This is a genomic window from Streptomyces sp. NPDC002276, from assembly GCF_053891435.1.
In genome coordinates this window covers 157,421-181,093 of the sequence record NZ_JBSFCQ010000018.1, presented here as the reverse complement: position 1 = coordinate 181,093, position 23,673 = coordinate 157,421, and the positions used below count along the sequence as shown (strand labels likewise).

The window sequence follows — 23,673 nt, the reverse complement described above, 5'->3', positions numbered from 1 at the left end:
CGCAGGATGTGGGAGGGCCGGTGCGTACCTCTGGAGATCCGGCCGGTTCCACCGCGGCCGACGCCGGGCACCGGACGACGCCTCCGCTCAGCTGGGGCGCGGTGGTGTTCTGGCTGGTCAGCACCACGGCGCTGGTGGCGCTGACCGGTATCGCCCTGGGCCGCGACACCCGGCCCGCCCCCTTTCTGGTGGTGCTGCCCGCACTGATCGCCGGGCGCGGCACTGTGCGGCAGACCACGGTGGCGTCCGTGTGGGTGACGATCGTCATCGTCGGCTCCCTCTTCGACAGCCCGCTGCACACGGTGGGGGCGGACGCGGCGGTCGTCGCCTTCGCCCTGGTGTTCAACGGCCTCAGCGTGGCGCGGGCGGCGCAGCGGATCCGCTGGGAGGGCGAGATCGCCAGGCTGCGTTCCGCCGCGGCGGCTCTCCAGCGGCAGATCCTGCGCCCGTTCCCCCTGATGACCGACCAGTTGCTGGTCCACGGTCTGTACCGGCCGGTGGAGGAGGACAGCCGGGTGGGCGGTGACGTCTACGAGGTCGTCGCCTCCCCGTACGGCACCCGGGTCTTCATCGCCGACGTCCAGGGCAAGGGCCTCCAGGCGATCAGCGCGGCCTTCGCCGTACTGAGCGCGTTCCGCGAGGCGGCCGTGGCCGAGCCCACGCTCACGGCCGTGGTGGACGCCCTGGAAGAGGCGGTGCTACGGCACAACTCCTTCGCGGCGCAGACCGGTGAGCGCGAGCGGTTCGTGACGGCGATCGTCCTCGGCGTCGACGGCGAGCAGGAGGTCCAGGCGATCAACTGCGGTCATGTCGCCCCACTGCTGCTGCGCGAGGAGCGGGCCGATCCGGTGCTGCGGCAGGAGCCGTGTGTGCCGCTGGGCCTGGACGCGCTGGCTCCCGAGCCCCGTACTGTCGAGTGGTTCGCCTTCCCCGCCGACGGCACGCTTCTGCTCTGCACGGACGGCGTCACCGAGGCACGCGATCCGTCCGGGGTCTTCTATCCGCTTGAGGAGCGGGCCGCGGCCTGGGGCGACGTCCTCCCGAAGGACGTCCCGGCCACCGTCTACGGCGATCTGCGCCGCCATACGGCGGGCATGCCCCGCGACGACACCGCGCTGTTGGTGCTGCGCCGCAGGGGCGACGCGGGCCTTCGCTGACGGAGCGGACGGAAAGGGCCGGTCAGGGGCGGCCGCCCTGGCGGGGGTCGCCCGCGGTGAGGTGTTCCAGGACCTCGGCCAGTTCCTGGCAGGCCTGTTCCACCGAGAGTCTGGTGTTGCGCTGTTCGGTGATGACGGAGGAGAGCAGCAGGGCGGTGAGCGCCATCGTGCCGTTGAAGGCCTGGAGTTTCATCATCACCTCGACATGCGTCAGGTCGGCGAAGGGACCCGACTCCCGGGTCGCCGCGATGGTGGCCATCACGGAGGCGAACAGGGCGCACAGCATGCTGCCCGCGAACCGGAACCGCAGCGCCGCCCAGATCAGCAGCGGATAGACCAGGAACAGCAGGCTGACGTGGCTGTGGGTGACCAGCGGGACGATGACGGCGATGGTGACCACCAGCAGCAGGGCCTCCTTCCAGCGGTGCAGGTCCAGCGGGAGACGCACCGTGCGCAGCATGAGCAGGAGCGGGGTGACGATGAGCACGCCCATCGCGTCGCCCACCCACCAGCCCAGCCAGACCGGCCAGAAGGAGTGCGAGGCCAGCTTGTCGGTGACGACGAGGAGGACGACCCCGCAGCTCGCGCTGACCAGCATGGCGGTGAGGGCGCCCAGGAAGACCAGGGCGAGGCCGTCGCGGAGTCTGCCGAGGTCCATGCGGAAGCCCACCCGGCGCAGCATCAGGCAGGCGCAGACGGGGGCCAGGGTGTTGCCGGCGAGGACGACGAGCGCGGTCGGCTGGAGCGAGGGGGTGAGGGACATGATCACGAAGAGGATGCCGAGGGCGATACCGGGCCAGACCCGCAGCCCGAAGATCAGCAGGGCGGCGACCGCTACTCCGGTGGGAGGGTAGATCGGGGTGAACACGGCGCCCTCGACGACCAGCTCGCGGAGCAGGCCGAGCCGTCCCGCCGCGAAGTAGCAACCGGCGACGGCCAGCGTCAGGAGGGCGTACCCGGCCGGTCGCCGCAGATCATCGAAACCCACCACAGCTGCCATCAGACACCGACCCCGCCGTGTCGGCGAGGCGAGCGACGCGGGGCGAACCTATGGTCCGGTCTCGGGCGCGTCGTGTCCCACGACCAGTACGGCCGCGTCGTCCTCGTGCCCCACACGCTCGGCCCCCTTGATCACCGCGGCTGCGAGCGAGCCCGCCTCCATGCCCGCCACGGCGGCGATTCCCGCGAGGCGCATCACCTGGTCGAGGCCTTCGTCGACGCTCATCGAAGGGCCCTCCACCACGCCGTCGGTCACCAGGACGAAGACTCCGCCGGTGGTGAGCCGGTGCTCGGTCACCGGGTACCGCTGTCCGGCGACGATGCCCAGCGGCGGTCCGCCCTCGTCGTCGGCGATGCCGCACCGGCCGTCGGCGGTGGCCCAGACGGAGGGTATGTGTCCGGCCCGCGCGCTCTCCAGCACCCCGGTGGCCGGGTCGAGCCGGACGAAAGTGCAGGTCGCGAAGAGTTCGGTGCCCAGGGACAGGAGCAGGTCGTTGGTGAGGGCGAGGAGTTCGCCGGGTTCGCTGGTGACGGAGGCGAGGGCACGCAGGCCGACCCGGACCTGGCCCATGAACGCGGCGGCCTCGATGTTGTGGCCCTGGACGTCGCCGATGGACAGGCCGATGCGCCCGTCGGGCATGGTGAAGGCGTCGTACCAGTCGCCGCCCACGTTGAGGCCGTGGTTGGCGGGCGAGTACTTGACCGCCAGGTGGAACCGGGGAGTGACGGGCATGTCTCCGGGCAGCATGCCGCGTTGCAGGGCGACGGCCAGTTGCAGCAGGGAGCGCTGCAACTCGGCCCGCTCGCGCGCCTGGGCGGTCAGCGTCCCGAGCCGGGCCAGCAGCTCGTCGCCGTCGTCCGTCGGGCGTATCCGGGACATCGACCACTCCAAAGGGGTTGGTACCGCTATAAGCATAAAGAACCGATTTTTCTCCTCCCGGGTGCGAAGACGAGAACGGCCCGGCCACCGCCGTAGCGGGGCCGGGCCGATGGGCCGTACGCGCCGTGTCAGCCCTGGCGGGCCTTGAAGCGCGGGTCCTTCTTGTTGATGACGAAGGTCACACCGCGGCGGCGGACCACCTGCGCGCCGGGCTTGGCCTTCAGCGAGCGGAGGGACTTGCGGACCTTCATGACTGCCTCCCGTAGCGGCGCTCGAAGCGCTCCACACGGCCGGCGGTGTCCACGACCCGCGTGTTGCCGGTGTAGAAGGGGTGGCTGGCCGACGAGATCTCGACGTCGATCAGCGGGTAGGTGTTCCCGTCCGCCCACTCGATCGTGCGCGCGGAGGACGCGGTCGAGGTGGTGAGGAACGCGGTGTCCGCGGCGCGGTCGCGGAAGACGACCGGGCGGGACACGGGGTGGATGCCAGACCTCATGGTGTTTCCTTCCTCAGGCCGTCCCCGGAGGGACGGCCGCTCTGCGGGGTTCAACGCTGTTCGCGGAATTCGACGTGCTCGCCGGCGACCGGGTCGTACTTGCGCAGGACCAGCCGGTCGGGGTCGTTGCGACGGTTCTTGCGCGTCACGTAGGTGACGCCGGTCCCGGCCGTCGACCTGAGGGTGACGACGGGACGGTTCGTGGTGCGTGCCATGAGGACCTCCTTCCGCCCACATCCCGGGATCTTGTCCCGAGCATGTCAGCTACATGCGTTCCAACACGGGCACCCGTCGATGCATTCCCGGTTCTGCCCGATGGGCCTAGGCGGTGTCCCGGCGGCCCGCGGGGAATTCGTTGCCGTCGCCGTCGGAGACCGTCGCGAACCAGGACGTGGCCCAGACGGTGAGGCGGTCGGGCTCGTGGTTCGTCTCGAAGGGGTGATCGCTCCACGTCCCGTACGAGGTGACGCACACGGCCTCGCCGGGCTCCAGCCAGTAGTCCTGCCCGAACGGCTCCAGCCACAGCTGCAACGGCCGCTCGCCGTCGTTCCGCACCAGGAGCGGCACCGGGTTCCCCAGCCGCCGAATCGCCTCGAAACCGAAGTCCCCGGCCCTGGGCATGTTCGTCTTCAGCGGACCGGTGAGCCGTTCGATGTGGGCCCGCGGCCCCGCGTCCTGTTCGTCCACGCGAGCATTGTGGCAGCGCCGCATGGCCAAAGACCCGCCCGTCACCCGCGGGCGAGGCCGCCTACGCCGCCACCGCGGCCTTCTCCCGAGCCGCCCGTACGGCCTGGGAGAGGCCCTCGATGTCGTAGGCGCCGTAGTGCCGGCGGCCGTTCACGAAGAACGTGGGCGTGCCCGCCACTCCGCTGAGGTCGGCCGACTCCACGTCCTCGGCGACATGGCCCGCCCCGGCGTGGGCCCGCATGTCGCGTTCGAAGCGGGCGGTGTCCAGGCCGATCTGTTCGGCATAACCGCGCAGGTCCTTCAGGCGCAGGGCGCCCTGGTGGCTGAGCAGCAGGTCGTGCATGGCCCAGTAGCCGTCCTGGAGCGCGGCGGACTCCGCGGCCTCGGCGGCGAGCTGGGCGTGCGGGTGGACGTCGGTGAGCGGCAGGTGTCGCCACACGTACCGCACCTCGTCGCCGAAGTCGCCGAGCAGTTCGCGGACCACCGGCTCGGCCATTCCGCAGTACGGGCACTCGTAGTCGCCGTACTCCACGACGGTCACCGGGGCGTGCCGCGGACCACGCAGGTGGTCGCGGTCGGGGTCGACGGGGACGGACAGGTCGACGATGGTCTCCGCCCGGCCGAACAGCACCCTGGGCCGGATCTGCGGTGGCAGCAGTCCGATCACCCCGGTGACCAGCCGGGAGACCAGGAACGAGCCGACGACGGCACTGAGGATGCCCGTCTTCGCGTCCTCCAGGGTGGTCCCGTCGAAGGCGAGCGTCGCGATCAGCAGGGAGACGGTGAAGCCGACGCCCGCGAGGGTGCCGCCCGCGGTCACGGCGCCCCAGCCGACCGGCGGCCGGACCCGGCCCCGGGACAGGACGCTGGTCAGCGCCGTCGAGGAGACGATGCCGAGCGGTTTGCCGAGGACGTACCCGATGAGGATGCCGAGCCCGACGGGCGAGGTGAAGGCTCGGGCCAGTTGTTCCCCACTGATCTGGAGTCCGGCGTTGGCCAGCGCGAACAGCGGGACCACGACATAGCTCGCCCACGGGTGGTACATGCGCTGGAGGCGGTCGTTCGGGGAGATGGACGCGGCGATACCGGCCCGTACGTCACGTTCCAGTTCGGGGGTGGGCTGCTCGCGGAAGAGCCGGAACAGTCCGGTGGCGCGCTCCAGGTCGTCGCGTCCCGCCGGGTAGGCGAAGGTGATCAGCCCCATGGCGAGCCCGATGACGACGGGATCCACGCCCGACTTGAGCAGCGCGACCCAGGCGACGACCCCGAGCAGCGCGTACACGGGCCCCCGGCGCACCCTGAACCGCCGTAGCAGCAGGACGACGGCGAAGGTGCCCACGGCGGTCAGGAGCGCCGGTACGGCGATGTGCTCGCTGTAGAAGACGGCGATCACGACGAGCGCGAGGAAGTCGTCGACGACGGTGATCGTGAGGAGGAAGACCCGCAGCCCGGGCGGCATGCCCCGGCCCACGACGGCCAGCATGCCGAGCGCGAACGCCGTGTCGGTGGACATCGCCGCGCCCCAGCCGTCCGCCGTGCCGTGGCCGGCGTTGATCGCCAGATAGATGCCGATCGGCACGAGCATGCCGCTCAGGCCCGCGACGAGCGGCAGCGCCAGCCGCTTGCGCTCGCGCAGCTCGCCCATGTCGAACTCGCGGCGCGCCTCCAGGCCGACGACGAGGAAGAACAGCGTCATCAGCCCGCTGTTGACCCACTCGCGCAGATCGAGGGACACCCCGCGCGAGCCGAGCCGGACGGAGAGGTGGGTCCCCCAGAACGAGTCGTACGCCGAGGGTGTGACATTGGCCCAGACGAGCGCGACCAGCGCGGCCGCCACGAGGACGGCGGCGCTGCCCGTCTCGGTCCGCAGGAAGTCGCGCAGCGGGGTGCGGGCTTCGTCGCCGCACGACGTCTGCCCCGTGTAGTCGGTGGCTTCCAAGGACATACGGGGTTCACTTTCGTCTGGCGTCGTGACTCACCTGTCGCCCAACACCGGCCGCCACACCGTTCATTCCTATGACGGTCCGCACCACGGCCGACACTGCGGTCAGCCGCCGAGCGCCGCCCCCACCACAGCCTTCGCCTCCTCCTGCACCTGGCCGAGGTGGTCCGGGCCGAGGAAGGACTCGGCGTAGATCTTGTAGACATCCTCGGTGCCGGAGGGCCGCGCCGCGAACCAGGCATTGGCGGTGGTCACCTTGATGCCGCCGAGGGCCGCGCCGTTGCCGGGCGCCTCGGTGAGCACACCGGTGACCGGCTCACCGGCCAGCGTGTCGGCGGTGACCTGCGCGGGCGACAGCTTGGCGAGGAGCGCCTTCTCCTCGCGGGAGGCCGGGGCGTCGATCCGGGCGTAGGCCGGGGTGCCGAAGCGGTCGGTGAGGGCGCTGTAGTGCTGCGAGGGCGTCTTCCCGGTGACGGCGGTGATCTCGCTGGCGAGCAGCGCCAGGATGATGCCGTCCTTGTCGGTGGTCCACACGGAGCCGTCCCGGCGCAGGAAGGACGCGCCGGCCGACTCCTCGCCGCCGAAGCCGAGCGAGCCGTCGACCAGTCCGTCCACGAACCACTTGAAGCCGACGGGCACCTCGACGAGCCGGCGACCGAGGTCGGCGGCGACACGGTCGATCATCGAGGAGGAGACGAGCGTCTTGCCGACGCCCGCGTCGGCGGGCCACTGGCCACGGTGGGCGTAGAGGTACGAAATGGCCACGGCCAGATAGTGGTTGGGGTTCATCAGGCCCGCGTCGGGGGTGACGATGCCGTGCCGGTCGGAGTCGGCGTCGTTGCCGGTGGCGATGTCGAACCGGTCGCGTTGCGCGATCAGCGAGGCCATCGCGTACGGCGACGAGCAGTCCATGCGGATCTTGCCGTCCCAGTCCAGCGTCATGAACCGCCAGGTCGGGTCCGTGAGCGGATTGACCACGGTCAGGTCGAGCCGGTGCTCCTCGGCGATCCGGCCCCAGTAGGCGACGGACGCCCCGCCCAGCGGGTCGGCGCCGATGCGCACCCCTGCCGTACGGATCGCGTCCAGGTCGAGGACGTTCGGCAGGTCGGCGACGTACGTGCCGAGGAAGTCGTAGCGGCCCGTGCCGGGGGCGGCAAGCGCTCGCGTGTACGGGATGCGGCGGACGTCCTTCATGCCGCTCGCGATGATCTCGTTGGCGCGGTCCTGGATCCAGGAGGTGATCTCGGAGCCGGCCGGGCCGCCGTTCGGCGGGTTGTACTTGAAGCCGCCGTCGGCGGGCGGGTTGTGCGAGGGGGTGACCACGACGCCGTCCGCGAGGCCCGAGGTCCGGCCGCGGTTGTGGGTGAGGATGGCGAGGGACACCGCGGGGGTGGGTGTGTAGCCGTCCGCGCTGTCGATGAGGACGGTGACCTCGTTGGCGGCGAACACCTCCAGCGCGGTGACCTGCGCGGGCTCGGACAGCGCGTGCGTATCGGCCCCGAGGAACAGTGGGCCGTCGGTGCCCTGCCCTGCCCGGTACTCGCAGATGGCCTGGCTGGTGGCGGCGATGTGGTCCTCGTTGAACGCCGTGTTCAGGGACGACCCGCGGTGCCCGGAGGTGCCGAACGCCACGCGCTGCCCCGGCTCGGCGGGGTCCGGGTGCAGCGCGTAGTAAGCGGTGACCAGTCGGGCCACGTCTACGAGATCCTCGGCGCGGGCCTGTTCGCCCGCTCGCTCGTGTGGCATCTGCCCGCTCCTCCGTGTCGACCGACTTCGCGTACGGCCCCATCTTTGCTCGTCAGGGACGCGTTTCGCGAGTACACCCCGGCCGCCTGTGGAAAACCCGGACCTCCGCTGTCCGTCAGTACCGGTGGCGCCTGTCCAACTGCTTCAGCACGGCGCCCGCCATGGCCGCCTCGCCCTTCGCGTTGGGGTGTGCGGGAGCCGCCGGGGAGGCGGGCTGGAGCGGCTCGATCCAGCGGTCGGCGGGCGCCTTGCACATGTCGTGGCCGACGGTCGGGCCGTAGGTGTCGACGTACTCCGCGCCGTTGAGCGCGGCGACCAGACGGAGCATCAGGTTGAGGCGCTTGCCGGTGTCGCGGAGGTAGGGGAAGTCCTTGGCGGCGAACGGCACCGAGGGGTAGCAGCCGCTGCCGTCGTCGGGCAGGAGGTCCGGGTAGCCGACGACGAGCACGCGCGCGTGCGGCGCCTTCTTGTGGACCGCGCGCAGCACCTTGGCCACCTTGGGCGCGGTGTTGAGGATGGTCAGCGCCAACTGGTCGGCGCCCGAAGAGGAGTAGTAGCGCTGGCACGGGTTGCCCGCCAGGTCCGTGGCGCTGAGCTTGGCGCAGGTGCCGATGATGGTGCTGAACCCGATGTCGTTGCCGCCGATCTGAACGGTCACCAGGTCCGTGTTCCGCTGTACGGCGTCCAGTTGGGGCGGGTTGGTGCCCTGCGCCTGCCACATCTCCGCGGTCGTCGCCCCGCTGCAACTCACGTCCTTGAGGACGGTCCCTTTCTGGTCCGCCGTCACCACCGAGGGGTAATTGTGGTCGGAGCGGGCGCAGTTGGCGTCCACCTGGGTCGGTATGTACGGGCCCGACGTGTAGGAGTCCCCGAGCGCCACGTACTGCGTGGTGCGGTCGTGGCCGTGGCCCGAGTCGTGTGCCGCCGCCGGTGCGGCCGACGCGACGACGAGGGCGCAGCCGCTGACCGCCGCCGCGACCGCCACGGCCCTGCCGCGGTGGTGCGCCGTCGCGGCTGGATGCGTCTCACGGATCATGGAGTTCCTCCCCAGGTCGGAGCCGACGCGACGGGGCGGGCCCGATGCGGTCGCCTCTCGTTCAACTGGCCTTGTATACCGGTCGGTAGCCCCGGGGGCCAGAGGTCGGGAGGGAGGAGTTGGCTGCCCGTAGGGGCAAGACACAGCGAAATGGTTCGGCCGGTTCGGTGGCCGGTTCCCTTCCGCGCGCACATGGACCACCTCCGACGGGTATCTCTACCGCAGACGCCAACGCGCTTGGGGGTGGGGGGAGTTGGCCCTGTTGACGCAGAGGCGGCAGAGGCGGCGGGAGACGATCCGCGCGCTGCGCGCCCAGGGCCGCTACGGCCCGGGACTGCGCGAGGTGCTGCCCGCGCTGGTGGTCGTGGCCGTCGTCGTGTGCGGGATCGTGGCCGGCCTGGCCGTGGCGTACCGCGCGCTCGGCACCGGCGCGCTCGTCGGCTGTCTGGCGCTGCTCGGCGTGGCCGTCGGGGGCGCGGTCGTGCACCACCGGCCGCTGGCCCGTCGCCGTCTGGGCTTCTACACGCCCGAGGAGATCGCCGATCTGGATGTGGAGGGCCTCGCGCTGGCCGTGTCCCGGATGCTGCGCCGGGACGGCTGGCGGGCGCTCGCCCGGCCCGACGCGCTGGGTCAACCCCGGGTCCGGGCCCGCGACCGCCGCGGTCACCGTCTGGAGGTGGCCTTCCGGCCGGTCGCCGAACCGCTGCCGGACGAGGAGGTGCCGACGCGCTCGGGACGTACGGCCGGTTCCGGGCCGCATCTCCGGCTCGTCGTCCACCGGGGGACCTTCAGCGGGCGTGATGTGCGATGGGCGCGCCGGCAGGGCGGCGTCCAGCTCATCGACGGCACGCGGCTACGGCGCTGGGCCCACGGCACTCCCCTGCACCGGCTGACCGACGTCCCCTGAATCACGTCTCCTGACACACGTCCCCTGACACACGGAACGAGCCGCGGGCGCGGGGCCCACGGCTCGTTCACGGTACGGCTCGTCAGCCCTCGCAGTGGTTGCCCAGCGCCGGGTTCAGCAGACCGATCACGTTGATCGTGTTGCCGCACACGTTGAGGTCCAGGTCGATCGGCACCTGGATGACGTTTCCGGAGAGCACGCCCGGGCTGCCGACGGCGGTACCGACCGGGTCGGGGTCCGCGCTCGCCGTACCCGCGCACAGCAGCAACGCCGCACCCGCCAGACCCACCGCGGCCGTCAGACGCTTCCTCATGGAGAACTCCTGTCATTCGGAGGGGCATGTCCCTCCACGCTGACGGTGCTCCGGGGGGTCACGACACTCTTCGGCCGCCGAACGGGTGGCGGCCGTACCTTCAGGCCGCCCGCTCAGGCCGTCAGCCCGGCGGCGACCGTGGCCCCCAGTTCCCAGCAGGCCTCGACTCCGGCCCGGTCCGGCTCGCCGGTGACCGTGACCGGGTCCGCGGCGCGCCGCCAGCCCAGCCCGGTCGTGATCGCCTCGATACCGCGCACGGCTCCCGTCACGTCGTTCCCGCCGTGCACGTAGTACCCGAAGGGCCTGCCACGCGTCTCGTCCAGGCATGGGTAGTAGACCTGGTCGAAGAAGTGCTTCAGCGCGCCGGACATGTAGCCGAGGTTCGCGGGCGTACCGAGCAGATACCCGTCGGCCCCCAGCACGTCCGACACGGTCGCGGACAGCGCGGCACGGCGTACGACCCGCACGTCCTCGATCTCCGGGTCCGTGGCTCCGGAGACGACGGCTTCGAACATCGCCTGGCAGTTGGGCGAGGGGGTGTGATGGACGATCAGGAGGGTGGGCACGAGGGGAACCTACCCGTCGGCGGGCATCACCTTGGTCACCTTGCCCTGGGGACTGGCCTCCAGATAACCGCCCGACCCGTAGTCGTCGCTCAGGTAGACGGACATGTGGGCAGGCTCGTCGAAGGTCGTCCACAGACCCTGGACCAGCAGGTAACGAGACGTGGGCTTCTTCACCTTGAGGTCTTTCCCCGCACGGGTGAGCAGGGCGGGGACGGCGTCCCAGTCGAACTTCTCCAGGTCCAACGGCTCATGTCCGTCCGACAACGTGCTCTTGATGATGCCCTCCTCGACACCGCTGCCGACGCGGTAGGTGTACGAGTCGTACTTGGTCTTGCTGCCCTTGACCATGACATCCGCCGAGACGTACTCGGGATAGACGCTCAGGTTGCCGAAGCTGTCCCGTCCCGACTCCTTCTCAATGGCCTTGATCGCGGTACGAATGCCGTTGGGGGTGAGCAGGTCGGTGGCCTTCGCGGAGGCCGAGTGGGAAGGCGTGGCGGTGGGTGAACTCTGCTGCGTCTGTCCGGTACCCAGGGACCCCACCCCATCGCCCTTGTCGCCGCTGTCCCCGCCCGGCAGCACCTTCCAGGCGAGCGTCCCGATCAGCAGTACGCCCACGACGCTGGAGGCGACCGCGACGACCGGTCGCCCGCGTCGCCGGGCCACCTGCATGTCGCCGGTGGTCGGCAACACAGGCAGCACCGGCGCGGCCGGAGGCGCGAGCGGGTACGACGTGGTCTCGGGGCCGCGAACCACCGGCCCGGCCGCGGCGGCGGCCAGCATCCGCGCCACCGTCCCGGCATCCGGCCGCGCCTCGGGATCACGCACCAGCACGCACGACAGCACCGGCGTCAGTGCCCCGGCCCGCACCGGAGGCGGGACCTCCTCCTGGAGTACGGCGGCCAGGGTGGCCAGCGTCGTACCGCGCCGGAGCGGGTGGTGGCCCTCGACGGCGACGTACAGCATCATCGCCAACGACCACAGGTCGGCGGCCGGGCCGCCGCTGTGGCCTGAGACGCGTTCCGGGGCCATGTAGTCGGGCGTGCCGATGATCGAGCCGGTGGCGGTGAGGGCGGTGGCGTCGCGGATCGCGGCGATGCCGAAGTCGGTGAGGACGGGGCGGCCGTCGGTGCGCAGCAGGACGTTGGCGGGTTTCACATCACGGTGCTGGACGCCCGCCTCGTGTGCCGCGTTGAGGGCGTCGAGCACTCCGGAGCCGAGCCGGGCAGCCTCCGCCGGTGCCATCGGTCCCCGCTCCAACCGGTCGGCCAGCGAGCCGCCCTGGACGAGTTCCATGACGAGCCACGGGTAGGTGCCCTCGCCGCCGTCGACGATGTGATGGATCGTCACCACGTTCGGGTGCTCGACCCGGGCCAGCGCCCGCGCCTCGCGCAGGACCCGCTGGCGCAGCATCTCGGCCGCGCCGGGGTCGTACTCCGCGAGGTCGACGTCCGGCGGCCGGACCTCCTTGACGGCGACATGGCGGTGCAGCAGCAGGTCGCGGGCGCGCCACACCGTGCCCATGCCTCCGCCGCCGAGCCGGGACTCCAGCTCGAAGCGGCCGTCGACGATCCGTCTGTCGGTGTCCCCCTCGTTCATGCGGAGGAGCTTATGTGACGAACGTGCACTGCTGTGCCGCGCGTTCGGTGATTGAGAAACGTCCGGGCCGACCCGTGAGGGCCGACCCGGACGTCAGTGGTGCGTTCCCTTGGGACTCAGGCTCAGACGAGGTCGAAGCGGTCCAGGTCGGAGACCTTGGCCCAGGCGGCGACGAAGTCGTTCACGAACTTCGCCTTCGCGTCGTCACTCGCGTACACCTCGGCGAGCGCGCGGAGTTCGGAGTTCGAGGCGAAGACCAGGTCGGCACGGGTGCCGGTCCACTTGACGGCGCCGGAGGCGTCGCGGCCCTCGAAGGTCTGCTGGTCCGAGGAGGTGGACGACCAGGTGGTGCCCAGGTCGAGCAGGTTGACGAAGAAGTCGTTCGTCAGCGTGCCGGCCTTGTCGGTGAGGACACCGTGGGTGGACTGGCCCTGGTTGGCACCCAGGACGCGCAGGCCGCCGACGAGGACGGTCAGCTCGGGGGCGCTCAGCGTGAGCAGGTTGGCCCGGTCGAGCAGCAGGTACTCGGCGGGGAGGCGGTTGCCCTTGCCGAGGTAGTTGCGGAAGCCGTCGGCAGCCGGCTCCAGCGCGGCGAACGACTCGACGTCCGTGTGCTCCTCGGTCGCGTCGACACGGCCCGGCGTGAAGGGGACCTCCACGTCGACGCCGCCGTCCTTGGCGGCCTTCTCGACCGCGGCGGCACCGCCGAGGACGATCAGGTCGGCCAGGGAGACCTTCTTGGCGCCGGAGTTGAACTCCTGCTGGATGCCTTCGAGGACCCGCAGCACCTGGGCGAGCTGGTCGGGGTCGTTGGCCTCCCAGCCGCGCTGCGGCTCCAGGCGGATGCGGGCACCGTTGGCGCCGCCGCGCTTGTCGCTGCCGCGGAAGGTGGACGCGGACGCCCAGGCGGCGGAGACGAGCTGCGAGACGGTCAGATCCGAGGCGAGGATCTTCGCCTTGAGGGCCGTGACGTCGGCGGCGTCGATGCTCTCGCCCTCGGCCTGCGGCAGCGGGTCCTGCCACAGCAGGGCCTCGGACGGGACCTCCGGGCCGAGGTACAGGGACTTCGGGCCCAGGTCACGGTGGGTGAGCTTGAACCACGCGCGGGCGAAGGCGTCCGCGAACTCGGCCGGGTTCTCGTGGAAGCGCTTGGAGATCTCGCCGTAGATCGGGTCGAAGCGCAGCGAGAGGTCGGTGGTGAGCATCGTGGGGAGCTTCTTGGCGTCGCTGTGGGCGTCGGGGATGATCGCCTCGGCGTCCTTGGCCACCCACTGGTTGGCGCCGGCGGGGCTCTGGGTGAGCTCCCACTCGTAGCCGAAGAGGATGTCGAAGAAGTCGTTGCTCCACTGGGTGGGCTTGGTGGTCCAGGTCACCTCAAGGCCGGAGGTGATGGCGTCGCCGCCCTTGCCGGTGCCGTAGGAGGACTTCCAGCCCAGGCCGACCGCCTCCAGCGGGGCGGCCTCGGGGTCGTCGCCGACCGAGTCGGCCGGGCCCGCGCCGTGGGTCTTGCCGAAGGTGTGGCCACCGGCGATGAGGGCGACGGTCTCCTCGTCGTTCATCGCCATGCGGCGGAAGGTCTCACGGATGTCGCGGGCCGCGGCCAGCGGGTCCGGGTTGCCGTTGGGGCCCTCGGGGTTGACGTAGATGAGGCCCATCTGGACGGCGCCGAGCGGGTTCTCCAGCTCGCGGTCGCCGGTGTAGCGCTGGTCGTCCAGCCAGGTGGTCTCGGGACCCCAGTAGACGTCCTCGTCGGCCTCCCAGACGTCGGCACGGCCACCGGCGAAGCCGAAGGTCTCGAAGCCCATCGTCTCCAGCGCCACGTTGCCGGTGAGGATCAGCAGGTCGGCCCAGGAGATGGACTGGCCGTACTTCTTCTTGACCGGCCACAGCAGACGGCGGGCCTTGTCCAGGTTGACGTTGTCCGGCCAGCTGTTCAGCGGCGCGAAGCGCTGCTGACCGCGGCCGCCACCGCCGCGGCCGTCGCTGATGCGGTAGGTGCCGGCGCTGTGCCAGGCCATCCGGATCATCAGCGGGCCGTAGTTGCCGAAGTCCGCCGGCCACCAGTCCTGCGAGGTGGTCAGTACCTCGGCGATGTCCTGTTTGACGGCCGCGAGGTCGAGACCCTGGAACGCCTCGGCGTAGTCGAAGTCCGCGCCGAGCGGGTTCGCGACGACCGGGTCCTTGGCGAGGATCTTCAGGTTGAGGCGCTCCGGCCACCACTGACGGTTGCCGCCGCCCTGGGTGGGGTGCGCGGCGCGCCCGTGCGCGACGGGGCAGCCCCCGGCATCCTCCGACTTCGCGTCCGTGACGATTGCGTCGTGGTTCTCAGACATGGGAATCCTTCCAAAACGGGGTGGATCACGTGACTCAGGAACTGGGGGCGGTGGTACAGGTGGGGCACAGGCCCCAGTAGATGACCTCGGCCTCGTCGATCGCGAAGCCGTGGTCGTCGGAGGCGGTCAGGCAGGGTGCCTCGCCGACCGCGCAGTCGACGTCGGCGACGACACCGCACGACCTGCACATGAGGTGGTGGTGGTTGTCGCCGACGCGTCCTTCGAAGCGGGCGGGACTGCCCGCCGGTTCGATACGGCGTATGAGTCCGGCCGAGGTCAGCGCGTGCAGGGCGTCGTAGACGGCCTGGAGCGATATGTGTCCCACACGGTCACGGACGCCGGAGGCGACGGCCTCGACATCGAGGTGGTCACCGTGCCGAACGGTCTCCAGCAGTGCGACGCGGGCTGCCGTCACCCGCAGGCCGACACCGCGCAGCTCCTCGGCGGTGGTCGGAGGCGGGGATGCGGTCATGGCGCTCAACCTACAGCCATAAACACGAGTGATTCAAGAAAACAAATGGTTCAAGTTTGATGTCGTGCCGGGGTGGGCGATGTGGAGCGGTCCCACGTCGTGGCGGTGACTCCACGTTCCCGCAACGCGGCCTTGCGAACTTTGCCGGTCTCGGTGAGCGGGAGCTCACGGACGGTGTCGAGGTAGCGGGGCACCGCGAAGGGAGGCAGCTCCTGCGCGCAGTGCCGTACGAGGTCCCGGAGGTCCAGCGTCCGCCCGGGCGCGGGCACGACCGCGACCATGACCTCGTCCTCGGCCAGCTCCGAGGGCACCGGGAAGGCCGCCGCGTCGGCGACCGCCGGGTGTGCGCGGACGACGGACTCCACCTCGTGCGAGGAGACGTTCTCGCCGCGCCGCCGGATGACGTCCTTGATCCGGTCGACGAACCGGAACCAGCCGTCGGGCTCGCGCACCACCCGGTCGCCGGTGCGCCGCCACGCGGTCGGTCCGGGCTCGGGTTCTCCCAAGTAGCCGGTGCAGAAGGCGAATCGGTGTGCGCTGCGGACCAGCAGCTCGCCGGGGACTCCGTCCTGGACGGGGTCGAGCAGTTCGTCGACCACACGCGCGGAGAAGCCCTCGCGCACGGTGCCGACGTAGCCGGGCCGCTGCTCCTCGGGCGTCGACCCGATCACGAGGTTCGTCTCCGTGGACCCGAACCCGTCGACGAGCGTGACCCCGAACCGCTCGCGGAACGGCTCCCACGCGGATGCCGGGGTGGCCGGGGAGAGCCCGCGCCAGGCCCGGTGCGCACGGTCGGCGGGGCCCGGCGGCTGAGCGAGCAGCATCGGCGCCATCGCGCCCAGCAGATAGACGACGGTCGCCCCGGTCCGGGCCACCCGCCCCCAGTACCGCGAGGCCGAGAACCGCTCGTCGATCACACAGCTCGCTCCCACCGCCATGGCCTGCGCGAGGGTGTTCAGCGCGTTGGTGTGGAACAGCGGCAGGCAGGTGTACAGCACGTCGTCGGCGGTGAGGCGGAGCGAGTCGGAGACGTTACGTCCCCACCAGACGGTCTGCGCGTGCGGGCACCGCACCCCGCGCGCCGCCCCCGTGGTACCGGACGTGAACAGCACGAACGCCGTGTCGTCCGGGCGCACTTGAGCCGCTGCCACGGCGGGCGTCCTGCCCGGCGCCGGAACGTCGTCCCCGCCGACGACCCACAACTCCCCCTGGAATCCGGCCGCTACGACACGCTCCGCCAACTCCTCCTCCACCAGCAGGAATCGAGGCTCCGCGGCGCGCAGCACCTGCCGGAGTCCGCCGCCCCGCAGCCCGGTGTTGAGCGGGATCAGCACCGCGCCCAGCCAGGCGCAGCCGATGACGAGGTCGACGAACTCGATCCGATTGCCCGCCATGACGGCGACACGGTCCCCGGGCCGACAGCCGCGTTCCGCGAGCGCGCCCGCCATCGTGGCCGCGGCCATCCGGGTCTGCGCGTACGTCCGGGTCACGTCCCCCATCCGCAGGAAGGTCCGTTCGCCGAACTCCCCGGCCGCCGCGTCGAGGAGGCCGGGGACGGTGTCGGTCACCGCAGGACTCCGGCCTCCCGGAGCTGTTGGACACGCTCCGCCGAGAACCCGGCCACCTCTTCCAGTACGGCGTCGGTGTCCGCGCCGAGGACGGGCGCGGCCTCGCGGATCGCGCCGGGTGTGCGGGTCAGGCGGATCGGGATGCCCTCGTGGAGGAAGGCGCCCGCGACCGGGTGCTCCTTGCGCACATAGAAGCCGCGGGCCCTCAACTGCGGGTCGTGCTCGACGAGTTCACGGCCGTCCTGGACAGCTCCGGCCGGGACGCCGTGGGCCTGGAGCGCCTCGGCGGCGACGTCGGCGGGGAGCGTGCGGGTCCACTCCTCCAGCACGGCGTCGACCAGGTCCGTGGCGTGTCTGCGCGCGTCGGCCGTCAACGTCCGTTCATCGGTGGCGAGTTCGGGTCCACCGATGACCTCGCACAGCGCGGCCCACTCCGTGTCGTCGCGCACGCTGACGGCCAGCCAGCGGTCCGCGCCGAGGCAGCGGTAGACGCCCTGCGGGCTCCAGCTCGGGTGGGTGTTGCCGGCCGGTGTCACCTTCGGGCCGCCGAGGAGGCTGGTGCCCATGTGGGCCGCTATCGCCTCCAGTTGGGACAGGTCGATGTGCTGTCCGCGCCCGGTGACGGACCGGTGCTCCAGTGCGGCGACCGTGGCGAGGGCGGCCTGGAGGCCCGCGACGATGTCGCCGTGGCCGTAGATCACCCCGACCACGTCGTCCGGTCCCCAGCCGGTGAGCGCGGTCAGACCCCCGCTCGCGGAGACCGTGTCGGCGTACGACACCCAGCCGTTGCGCGGTCCGGTGTGGCCCATGCCCGACATGCTGACGTAGACGAGTCCGGGGTTGATCCGGCGCAACTCCTCGTAGCCCAGGCCGAGTTTGCGCATGACCGTGGAGCTGAAGTTCTCCACGAGGACGTCGCAGTGGGCGATGAGCTCGCGCAGCACCGTGACGCCGTCGGCGGTGCGGGTGTCGAGGGCGATGCTGCGTTTGTTGCGGTTGACCTCGTTGAAGTAGCCGTTGGTGTTCGGGTCCGTGTGGGGGCCGCGGGAGAGGTGCATGAAGGGGGCGAAGCGGGTGGGGTCGGGGCGGCCCGCGGACTCGACCTTGATGACGTCGGCGCCGTGGTCGGCGAGGATCTTGGTGCAGTAGGGGCCCGCCAGGACCCAGGTCAGGTCGAGGACGCGGATGCCGTGCAGGGCGGGCTGTGCGGTGCCCTTCCACGCCGGGCGTCCGGCGGGCGGTCCGGTGCGCAGCAGTTCCTGGTCCGCGCCCACGCCCCGGACCTCCAACTCCCGTACCCGGTGGCCTTCCGGGAACGCGAACGGGAAGCCCAGGTCGGTGCGTTCGCCCTCCGGTGTCGTTACCCGGGTGAAGAACTCGCGGGCCGCGAGCTGGGGGTTGTCGGGGAGTTCGTGGGGCAGGTCGACGGCGGCCCAGGGGAGTTTCCTGGCCTGGGCGCGCTCCGCGAACTCGGCCTTGGGCCAGGTGCCCACGAAGTCCTGGACGACCTTGAAGACGTGCTCCTGGTGTTTCTTGCGTTCGACCGGGTCCTGCCAGCGCGGTTCCGTGAGGTCGGCCGCCGCGCCCTCCTCGCGCAGCCACTCCAGCAGCGCGTCCCACATGCGCGGACTGCCGCCGAGCCCCCCGCCCAGGTAGCCGTCGGCGGCCCGGAACAGGCCGTGCGGGACGAGCGGGTGGACGCGGCCGGGGCGTGGCGGCACCCGGTCCTCGTGCAGATAGGCGAGGGTTCCGGCCTCCAGGGCGGCGGCCACGCAGGCCTGTGCGGAGACGTCGATCAGCTGTCCCGGGCCGGTGCGGCGGGCCCGCAGGCCGAGCAGGACGGCGATCGCCGCGTTGACGCCCGCGAGCTGCTCCGCCTGCTGCTCAGGGAGCCGTAGTGGCGGGCCGTCGGGGTCGCCGACCTGGGCGAGCATCCCGCCGAGGGCGGCCACCACGAGGTCGGTGCCCTGCCAGTCGCCGCGCGGGCCGACCAGCCCGAAGGGGGTGACGCGGACGTGCACGAGGTCGTCGAGCCCGGCGGCGAGCGCCTCCGCGCCGCCCGGACTCCCGTCGAGCAGCACATCGGCGGTGGTCAGCAGGGCGCGCAGGTCCTCGGGCGAGGCGGGGACGACCGACCGTTTGCCGGCGTGCCAGTGCACGAAGGCGTCACCGTCGAGTTCGCGTCGCGTCCCGTCGCCTTCCGGCGGTTCGACGAGTACGACCTCGTAGCCGAGTCCGACCAGCAGCCGGCCGGCGAACCGGGTGAAGGGGCTGGGCAGTTCAACGACGCGCGGCACGGTCTCGCTCACGTCTCCTCCCCGGAGAGTCGGTCCTACAGTCGGTCCTACGAGGTCAGTTGTGCTGCTGGTTCAGGAAGCCGGTGACGACGCTGTGGTAGTCGTAGGGCCGTTCCTCCTGCGGGTGGTGGGAGGCCTCGCTCATCACGTGCAGGTTGCCCTTGGGGATCATGCGGGCCAGCATCAGCGGGTAGTCCGGGGTCAGGAACGCGTCCTGCATGCCCCACACGAAGAGCGTCGGCGCGGCGATCAGGCCGAGTTCGGCGGTGAGGTCCTGCCAGTCGCCGCGCGGGTTGTCGGAGGCGCCGGCGAGGGCGGTCTCCTCGGGGTCCAGGCTCTGTTCGTAGCGCAGGGTCACGGTGCCGTCGGGGATGGCGTCCGGGTCGAACCACTCCAGGCGGGCGATGAGTTCGCGCATCTTCTGCCACGAGGGGCCGGTGCCGCCGTAGTACACGTCCCGGGCGTTACGGCCGCGTCGGCCGCCCTCCGGGAGGGGCGCGAGCGGGCCGTAGAAGACGGGCATGCTGCCGGTGATGACCAACGACCGTACGCGGTCGGGGTACTTGGCGGCGAGGTTGAGGGCGATGGTGCCGCCCCAGGAGTTGCAGACGAAGTCGGCGCGGTCGATGGCGAGTTCGTCGAGCAGGGCCACCGTCTTGGCCGCGTGGTAGTCCCACATGGGGCCCTCGATGACGGGCTTGGCGGACTTGCCGTACTGGAGGATGTCGACGAGCAGGCAGCGGCGGTCCTTCGCGAACAGCGGGGCCACCTGTCCGAAGTCCGACCAGCCGGTGCAGCCGGGGCCGCCTCCGTGCAGGAAGACGGTGGGGCTGACCGTGGGGCCGCCCTCCCCCAGTTCGACGTAGTGGTATTTGACGCCGTCCGCTTCCGCGTAGGCGCCCTCCGGCGGGGGCTGGATGTCCATGAGGTCCATGTCCCGATGGTGGGACGGCGGCGATCTCCGCCCAAGCGGAACGGTCCGCTGAGCGGGCCGGATCCGTGGCGGCCGGGGGCGGGCGGTCCTTAGCGTCCGGGCATTGGATGAGGACAGAAGGCAGCCATGTTCCGGAACGCCGAGCTGGAGCTGGTCGAGGAGCGGGCCCGGGCGTCCCTGGGGACGTGGGAGCGGCGGTCGCTGGGGGTCGTACGGGCCGAGGACGCGGCGGAGTTCGCGCGGGCGGCCGGGGAGAGCGCGCCGCGTCTCGTCGATCCCGGTCACGCCGACTTCGCCGTGCATCCGATGTATGTGGTGAGCCTGCTGCGCGGGGCGCCCGGGGCGGACGCGTCGGAGTTCCGGCCGGACGGCATGTACCGCGACGAGGTGCCCGGCACCGACAGGCTCGGGGTCCGGCTGATGGCGGGCGGCCAGGCGGTGCGCTGGATCGCGGCGGCCCGGGCCGGCGACCGGATCGAACTGCGGCGCGCGCTGACCGCCGTGGAGCGCAAGGGCAGTGGTGAGGGGTTCGTGCTGCTGACGGTGGAGAAGGTGTACGGCTCGGTGCGGGGGACGCTGGTCGAGGTCACGGAGAGGTTCATCGTTCGATGACGGACCGTCACATCACTGTCGGACAGGCCGTGTTGCCGGTCGGAACGACTCCCGACGCGATCACCCTGCTGCGGTTCGGCGCGGTCACGCGCAACGCCCATCGCATCCACTACGACACGGAGTTCGCCCGCTCGGAGGGGCTGGCCGGGCCGGTCGTCATGGCTCAGCTGCACGGCTGTCTGTTCTATCGCGCCGCCGCGGAGTTCGCGGGCGAGGGCGGGCAGGTACGGGAGGTGGAGTGGCAGAACCGGGCGCCGGCCGGCGTGGGAGAGCGGCTGGTGGTGACCGGAACTGTGCGTGCGGTAGGCGGAGTCGACGGTGAGATCACTCTCGACCTGGTCGAGCGCTGCGGTTCCGGTGACGTGGTGTGCTGCCGGGGGCGGGCCGTGATCGTCCTGGGGTGAGAGCCGCTCCAGCGGGCAACCAGGCGTCGATGACGGCCGCCAACTCGGCGCGGTCGGTGAAGACATGGCCGTTCATGCCCACGGCCCGCGCGGCGCGTACGTTCTCCTCCCGGTCGTCCACGAAGAGGAAGTCGGCCGGGGCGGCGCGCAGGGCGAGGACACAGTGCTCGAAGGCCGCCGGGTCCGGTTTCGCCGCCTTGATCTTCCCGGAGAAGGCCACGTGGTCCAGCCGGTGCAGCCAGGGCTGCGCCGCGAGGAAGGCGTCCGCGTGGTCCGAGGGGATGTTGGACAGCAGGGCGACCTCGGCGACATCGCGGAGGGACTGGACGTAGGCGACCATCGAGTCGTCGACGCGTGACCAGCTGTCGATGTCGGTGCGGCGCAGTTCCTCGACGGTGTCGGCGTCGACGGGCCTGCACAGCCATCGGAGTACGGCGGTCCAGTACTCGGGCGCGGACTGGTGACCGGCGTCGTAGGGCGGCCGGCAGGCCCAGTAGGCCTCGGTGAACGCGTCGGTGGGGGTGTGGCAGCGGGCGGCCATCTGCCGCAGGGCGCCCGGGCGTTGATGGCGGGCGATGACTCCGAAGAGGTCGAACAGGACGATGCTTCGGTCGGTGGGCATGGCGAGGGTTCCTCCGGGTTCCGGGGGCCTGTGCGGCACGGAGTGAGCCGTGCCGCACAGGCGGTCAGGGGCCGCTGTGTGCCGGCTCGGGCGCCCGGTCGGATCCGGTGCGCAGGATTCCGGCGGCCACGGCGGTGATCGCGCACAGCAGGATCAGCAGCACGAAGGCGTGGTTCAGCGCGACGACGTGGGTGAGCCAGCCGATGACGGCGGGGCCCGCGAGCATGCCGACGTAGCCGAGCCCGGCGACGCGGGAGACATTGGCCCCGGCGGCGGAGGGGTCGGCGTGCCCGGCCGCGCTGAACAGTTGCGGGACACAGCCGGACAGTCCAAGACCGAACAGCGCCCACCCCGCGAACGCGGCCCAGATCCACGGGGAGACGGTCACGACCGTGATGCCGACGGCGGCCGTCGTGGCGCCGTGGCGCAGGATCGCCATGGACCCGAACCGGGCGGCCAGGCGGTCGGCGAGGAGTCGGCCGATGGTCATGGTCGCGGCGAAGGTGCCGTAGGCGAAGGCGGCGGTGCTCGCGGGTGCGTCGAGGACGTCCTTCAGGTGCAGCGCGCTCCAGTCGTTGGCGGCTCCCTCGCACAGCATGACCATCAGGGCCAGGGCGGCGAGGATCCAGATGCGGCGGCCGGTGCGGCGGCGCCCGGGGGCCGGTACCGGCTCGGTCTCCGCTCTGGGGGTGGTCGGCAGCAGGGCGCGTGCCGATAGCAGAGCGGTCGCGATGCCGAGGACACCCATGGCGGCCATGCCCGTGGCCGGGCTCAGGCCCGCGCTCGCCGTGGCCGCTCCGACGAGTGCGGCGAGGACGCCGCCGACCGAGAACGTGGCGTGGAAGGCCGACATGACGGGCCTGCCGTACGCCTTCTCCACATGCACGGCGTGCGCGTTCATGCTCACGTCCAGGCAGCCGTTGCAGAACCCGAAGACCAGCAGGGCACCGGCCAGCGTCCACGGGTCGCGGGGCAGGCCGGGCAGTACCAGGGCCGCGCCGCACAGCACACCGGTGGCGGGGACGACGACGCGCGCCCCGAGCCGGTCGGTCAGGGGTCCGGCCACCTGCATGCCGATGAAGGCTCCGAGCCCGAGCAGCACCAGCAGTCCCCCGAGCGTCGCGTGCGTGATGCCCACGCGCTCCTCGATAGCGGGGATGTTCACCACCCAGGTGCCCATCAGCGTGCCGCACAGACTGAAGTAGACAAAGGTCGCGATGCGGGCACGTCGAAGCGAATCATTCATGAGATCCACCGTAACGAACATGTAGAGTGATTGAATACTGGCGGTTCGCACACATTGAATGTTCGTTTCGGCTGGTGTTCAATCGCCCCATGAGCAACGCAGACCGGCACGGGACCATCGCGCAGGCCGTCAGGGAGACGGGCCGGATCACCGTCCAGGAACTCGTCGAACTAACCGGCGCCTCCGAGATGACCATCCGGCGCGACCTCGACGCACTGGCCGCGCAGGGCGTCCTCGAACGCGTCCGGGGCGGTGCGCGCACCCTGCTGCTCCGGGGCGAGGAACCGCCGTTCGCGCTGCGGGCGCACGAGTCCGTCGAGGCCAAGCGGCGGATCGCGGCCGAGGTGTCCGCGCTCATCGCCGACGGCGAGACCGTCCTCCTCGACAGCGGCACCACCTGCCTGGAGGTCGCCCACCTGCTGCGCCGGCGGCCGGTCACCGTGATGCCCCTGTCCTTGCAGGCCGTCCACGTCCTCGGCGAGAGCCCGGGTCCGGCCACCCTGCTGGTGCCCGGCGGGCAGCCCCGGGCCGCCGAGGGAGCACTCACCGGCCTGCTCACCCTCGCGTCGCTGGCGGCCCTGCGCTTCGACACCGCCGTCATGGGCTGCTGCGGGCTGAGCGCGGCCGAGGGGCTGACCGCCTACGACCTCGACGACGCGGCCGTGAAGAAGGCGGGCATCGCCTCCTCGCGCCGCATCGTCGTCGCCGCCGACGGCGGCAAGCTCGGCCACACCGCCTTCGCCCACGTCGGCCCCGCCACGCTGCTGCACACCCTCGTCACCGACACCACCGTGCCCGCCGACGAGGTGACGGCGCTCGAAGGCGCGGGTGTCGTCGTCAAGGTCGTGTGACGGGGC

At 71.4% G+C, this 23,673-nt stretch carries 24 protein-coding genes; 5 read left to right on the top strand and 19 right to left on the bottom strand.

Annotated features, from left to right (window positions below):
- Positions 1-20: 20 nt before the first annotated feature.
- Positions 21-1,157 (top strand): PP2C family protein-serine/threonine phosphatase, encoded by a 1,137-nt coding sequence (locus tag ACWIHT_RS36605; RefSeq protein WP_456172691.1) that lies wholly within the window; start codon positions 21-23, stop codon positions 1,155-1,157.
- Between the two features lie 22 nt (positions 1,158-1,179).
- On the opposite strand, the gene ACWIHT_RS36600 is transcribed toward ACWIHT_RS36605, so the two are convergent.
- From ACWIHT_RS36600 to ACWIHT_RS36560, 9 genes are all read right to left on the bottom strand, one after another.
- Positions 1,180-2,157: an MASE1 domain-containing protein gene (locus tag ACWIHT_RS36600; protein ID WP_456172690.1), complete on the bottom strand. Its 978-nt coding sequence runs from the start codon at positions 2,155-2,157 to the stop codon at positions 1,180-1,182.
- 48 nt (positions 2,158-2,205) lie between these two features.
- Positions 2,206-3,036, bottom strand: coding sequence for a PP2C family protein-serine/threonine phosphatase (locus tag ACWIHT_RS36595; protein ID WP_456172688.1), 831 nt, complete (start codon positions 3,034-3,036; stop codon positions 2,206-2,208).
- Between the two features lie 128 nt (positions 3,037-3,164).
- Positions 3,165-3,287 carry a type B 50S ribosomal protein L36 gene (ykgO, locus tag ACWIHT_RS36590; RefSeq protein WP_006130958.1) on the bottom strand — a complete coding sequence of 41 codons (123 nt, stop codon included), beginning with the start codon at positions 3,285-3,287 and terminating at the stop codon, positions 3,165-3,167.
- Positions 3,284-3,532, bottom strand: coding sequence for a type B 50S ribosomal protein L31 (locus tag ACWIHT_RS36585; RefSeq protein WP_456172687.1), 249 nt, complete (start codon positions 3,530-3,532; stop codon positions 3,284-3,286). The genes ykgO and ACWIHT_RS36585 overlap by 4 nt, the downstream gene beginning before the upstream one ends.
- Before the next feature lie 50 nt (positions 3,533-3,582).
- The gene (gene rpmG / locus ACWIHT_RS36580) at positions 3,583-3,747 is read right to left on the bottom strand and encodes a 50S ribosomal protein L33 (protein ID WP_019068175.1); all 165 of its coding nucleotides are present in this window, start codon (positions 3,745-3,747) and stop codon (positions 3,583-3,585) included.
- Positions 3,748-3,853: 106 nt separating this feature from the next.
- Positions 3,854-4,219, bottom strand: a complete 366-nt coding sequence (locus ACWIHT_RS36575; protein WP_456172685.1) for a hypothetical protein — start codon at positions 4,217-4,219, stop codon at positions 3,854-3,856.
- A 61-nt stretch (positions 4,220-4,280) separates the two neighbouring features.
- Positions 4,281-6,164, bottom strand: coding sequence for a Na+/H+ antiporter NhaA (gene nhaA / locus ACWIHT_RS36570; RefSeq protein WP_456172683.1), 1,884 nt, complete (start codon positions 6,162-6,164; stop codon positions 4,281-4,283).
- Between the two features lie 102 nt (positions 6,165-6,266).
- A complete protein-coding gene (gene pgm, locus ACWIHT_RS36565; RefSeq protein ID WP_456172681.1) occupies positions 6,267-7,907 on the bottom strand; it encodes a phosphoglucomutase (alpha-D-glucose-1,6-bisphosphate-dependent) in 1,641 nt (546 codons plus the stop codon).
- A 115-nt stretch (positions 7,908-8,022) separates the two neighbouring features.
- Positions 8,023-8,943, bottom strand: a complete 921-nt coding sequence (locus ACWIHT_RS36560) for an SGNH/GDSL hydrolase family protein (protein ID WP_456172679.1) — start codon at positions 8,941-8,943, stop codon at positions 8,023-8,025.
- Between the two features lie 262 nt (positions 8,944-9,205).
- Between ACWIHT_RS36560 and ACWIHT_RS36555 the strand changes: the two genes are divergently transcribed.
- Positions 9,206-9,850: a hypothetical protein gene (locus tag ACWIHT_RS36555; RefSeq protein WP_456172678.1), complete on the top strand. Its 645-nt coding sequence runs from the start codon at positions 9,206-9,208 to the stop codon at positions 9,848-9,850.
- 82 nt (positions 9,851-9,932) lie between these two features.
- Here the strand turns inward: ACWIHT_RS36555 and ACWIHT_RS36550 are convergent, their stop codons facing one another.
- The 8 genes from ACWIHT_RS36550 to ACWIHT_RS36515 all read right to left on the bottom strand — a co-directional run bounded on the left by ACWIHT_RS36550 (position 9,933) and on the right by ACWIHT_RS36515 (position 19,932).
- Positions 9,933-10,163 (bottom strand): chaplin, encoded by a 231-nt coding sequence (locus tag ACWIHT_RS36550; RefSeq protein WP_456172677.1) that lies wholly within the window; start codon positions 10,161-10,163, stop codon positions 9,933-9,935.
- Between the two features lie 113 nt (positions 10,164-10,276).
- Positions 10,277-10,729 carry a flavodoxin family protein gene (locus ACWIHT_RS36545; RefSeq protein ID WP_456172676.1) on the bottom strand — a complete coding sequence of 151 codons (453 nt, stop codon included), beginning with the start codon at positions 10,727-10,729 and terminating at the stop codon, positions 10,277-10,279.
- Between the two features lie 9 nt (positions 10,730-10,738).
- On the bottom strand, positions 10,739-12,328 hold the full coding sequence (locus tag ACWIHT_RS36540; RefSeq protein ID WP_456172675.1) for a serine/threonine-protein kinase: 1,590 nt from the start codon (positions 12,326-12,328) through the stop codon (positions 10,739-10,741).
- Positions 12,329-12,450: 122 nt separating this feature from the next.
- Positions 12,451-14,661: a catalase/peroxidase HPI gene (gene katG / locus ACWIHT_RS36535; RefSeq protein WP_456172674.1), complete on the bottom strand. Its 2,211-nt coding sequence runs from the start codon at positions 14,659-14,661 to the stop codon at positions 12,451-12,453.
- Between the two features lie 34 nt (positions 14,662-14,695).
- Positions 14,696-15,133 carry a Fur family transcriptional regulator gene (locus ACWIHT_RS36530; protein ID WP_456172673.1) on the bottom strand — a complete coding sequence of 146 codons (438 nt, stop codon included), beginning with the start codon at positions 15,131-15,133 and terminating at the stop codon, positions 14,696-14,698.
- Positions 15,134-15,183: 50 nt separating this feature from the next.
- Entirely contained in the window at positions 15,184-16,701 is a 1,518-nt protein-coding gene (locus tag ACWIHT_RS36525) for an AMP-binding protein (protein ID WP_456172672.1), read from the bottom strand.
- Entirely contained in the window at positions 16,698-19,010 is a 2,313-nt protein-coding gene (locus tag ACWIHT_RS36520; RefSeq protein ID WP_456172670.1) for a CoA transferase, read from the bottom strand. The genes ACWIHT_RS36525 and ACWIHT_RS36520 overlap by 4 nt, the downstream gene beginning before the upstream one ends.
- Positions 19,011-19,053: 43 nt before the next feature.
- Positions 19,054-19,932 carry an alpha/beta fold hydrolase gene (locus ACWIHT_RS36515; RefSeq protein WP_456172669.1) on the bottom strand — a complete coding sequence of 293 codons (879 nt, stop codon included), beginning with the start codon at positions 19,930-19,932 and terminating at the stop codon, positions 19,054-19,056.
- A 126-nt stretch (positions 19,933-20,058) separates the two neighbouring features.
- Here ACWIHT_RS36515 and ACWIHT_RS36510 point away from each other — a divergent pair, with 126 nt between their 5' ends.
- Both ACWIHT_RS36510 and ACWIHT_RS36505 read left to right on the top strand, forming a co-directional pair.
- Positions 20,059-20,544: an FAS1-like dehydratase domain-containing protein gene (locus ACWIHT_RS36510; RefSeq protein ID WP_456172668.1), complete on the top strand. Its 486-nt coding sequence runs from the start codon at positions 20,059-20,061 to the stop codon at positions 20,542-20,544.
- Positions 20,541-20,948, top strand: a complete 408-nt coding sequence (locus ACWIHT_RS36505; RefSeq protein ID WP_456172667.1) for an acyl dehydratase — start codon at positions 20,541-20,543, stop codon at positions 20,946-20,948. The genes ACWIHT_RS36510 and ACWIHT_RS36505 overlap by 4 nt, the downstream gene beginning before the upstream one ends.
- Here ACWIHT_RS36505 and ACWIHT_RS36500 read toward each other — a convergent pair.
- Together ACWIHT_RS36500 and ACWIHT_RS36495 are read right to left on the bottom strand one after the other, a co-directional pair.
- Positions 20,869-21,570: an HAD family hydrolase gene (locus tag ACWIHT_RS36500; RefSeq protein ID WP_456172666.1), complete on the bottom strand. Its 702-nt coding sequence runs from the start codon at positions 21,568-21,570 to the stop codon at positions 20,869-20,871. The two genes, ACWIHT_RS36505 and ACWIHT_RS36500, sit on opposite strands and share 80 nt — an antisense overlap.
- Before the next feature lie 64 nt (positions 21,571-21,634).
- A complete protein-coding gene (locus tag ACWIHT_RS36495) occupies positions 21,635-22,816 on the bottom strand; it encodes an MFS transporter (RefSeq protein WP_456172664.1) in 1,182 nt (393 codons plus the stop codon).
- An 89-nt stretch (positions 22,817-22,905) separates the two neighbouring features.
- Here ACWIHT_RS36495 and ACWIHT_RS36490 point away from each other — a divergent pair, with 89 nt between their 5' ends.
- Entirely contained in the window at positions 22,906-23,667 is a 762-nt protein-coding gene (locus ACWIHT_RS36490) for a DeoR/GlpR family DNA-binding transcription regulator (protein ID WP_456172663.1), read from the top strand.
- Positions 23,668-23,673 lie beyond the last annotated feature (6 nt).

Excerpts from the sequence above, each read along its gene's own strand:
- ACWIHT_RS36600 (WP_456172690.1), bottom strand. The coding sequence starts at position 2,157 with ATGGCAGCTGTGGTGGGTTTCGATGATCTGCGGCGACCGGCCGGGTAC.
- ACWIHT_RS36595 (WP_456172688.1), bottom strand. The coding sequence starts at position 3,036 with ATGTCCCGGATACGCCCGACGGACGACGGCGACGAGCTGCTGGCCCGG.
- ykgO (WP_006130958.1), bottom strand. The coding sequence starts at position 3,287 with ATGAAGGTCCGCAAGTCCCTCCGCTCGCTGAAGGCCAAGCCCGGCGCG.
- ACWIHT_RS36585 (WP_456172687.1), bottom strand. The coding sequence starts at position 3,532 with ATGAGGTCTGGCATCCACCCCGTGTCCCGCCCGGTCGTCTTCCGCGAC.
- rpmG (WP_019068175.1), bottom strand. The coding sequence starts at position 3,747 with ATGGCACGCACCACGAACCGTCCCGTCGTCACCCTCAGGTCGACGGCC.
- nhaA (WP_456172683.1), bottom strand. The coding sequence starts at position 6,164 with ATGTCCTTGGAAGCCACCGACTACACGGGGCAGACGTCGTGCGGCGAC.
- pgm (WP_456172681.1), bottom strand. The coding sequence starts at position 7,907 with ATGCCACACGAGCGAGCGGGCGAACAGGCCCGCGCCGAGGATCTCGTA.
- ACWIHT_RS36560 (WP_456172679.1), bottom strand. The coding sequence starts at position 8,943 with ATGATCCGTGAGACGCATCCAGCCGCGACGGCGCACCACCGCGGCAGG.
- ACWIHT_RS36550 (WP_456172677.1), bottom strand. The coding sequence starts at position 10,163 with ATGAGGAAGCGTCTGACGGCCGCGGTGGGTCTGGCGGGTGCGGCGTTG.
- ACWIHT_RS36540 (WP_456172675.1), bottom strand. The coding sequence starts at position 12,328 with ATGAACGAGGGGGACACCGACAGACGGATCGTCGACGGCCGCTTCGAG.
- katG (WP_456172674.1), bottom strand. The coding sequence starts at position 14,661 with ATGTCTGAGAACCACGACGCAATCGTCACGGACGCGAAGTCGGAGGAT.
- ACWIHT_RS36530 (WP_456172673.1), bottom strand. The coding sequence starts at position 15,133 with ATGACCGCATCCCCGCCTCCGACCACCGCCGAGGAGCTGCGCGGTGTC.
- ACWIHT_RS36515 (WP_456172669.1), bottom strand. The coding sequence starts at position 19,932 with ATGGACCTCATGGACATCCAGCCCCCGCCGGAGGGCGCCTACGCGGAA.
- ACWIHT_RS36510 (WP_456172668.1), top strand. The coding sequence starts at position 20,059 with ATGTTCCGGAACGCCGAGCTGGAGCTGGTCGAGGAGCGGGCCCGGGCG.
- ACWIHT_RS36505 (WP_456172667.1), top strand. The coding sequence starts at position 20,541 with ATGACGGACCGTCACATCACTGTCGGACAGGCCGTGTTGCCGGTCGGA.
- ACWIHT_RS36500 (WP_456172666.1), bottom strand. The coding sequence starts at position 21,570 with ATGCCCACCGACCGAAGCATCGTCCTGTTCGACCTCTTCGGAGTCATC.
- ACWIHT_RS36495 (WP_456172664.1), bottom strand. The coding sequence starts at position 22,816 with ATGAATGATTCGCTTCGACGTGCCCGCATCGCGACCTTTGTCTACTTC.
- ACWIHT_RS36490 (WP_456172663.1), top strand. The coding sequence starts at position 22,906 with ATGAGCAACGCAGACCGGCACGGGACCATCGCGCAGGCCGTCAGGGAG.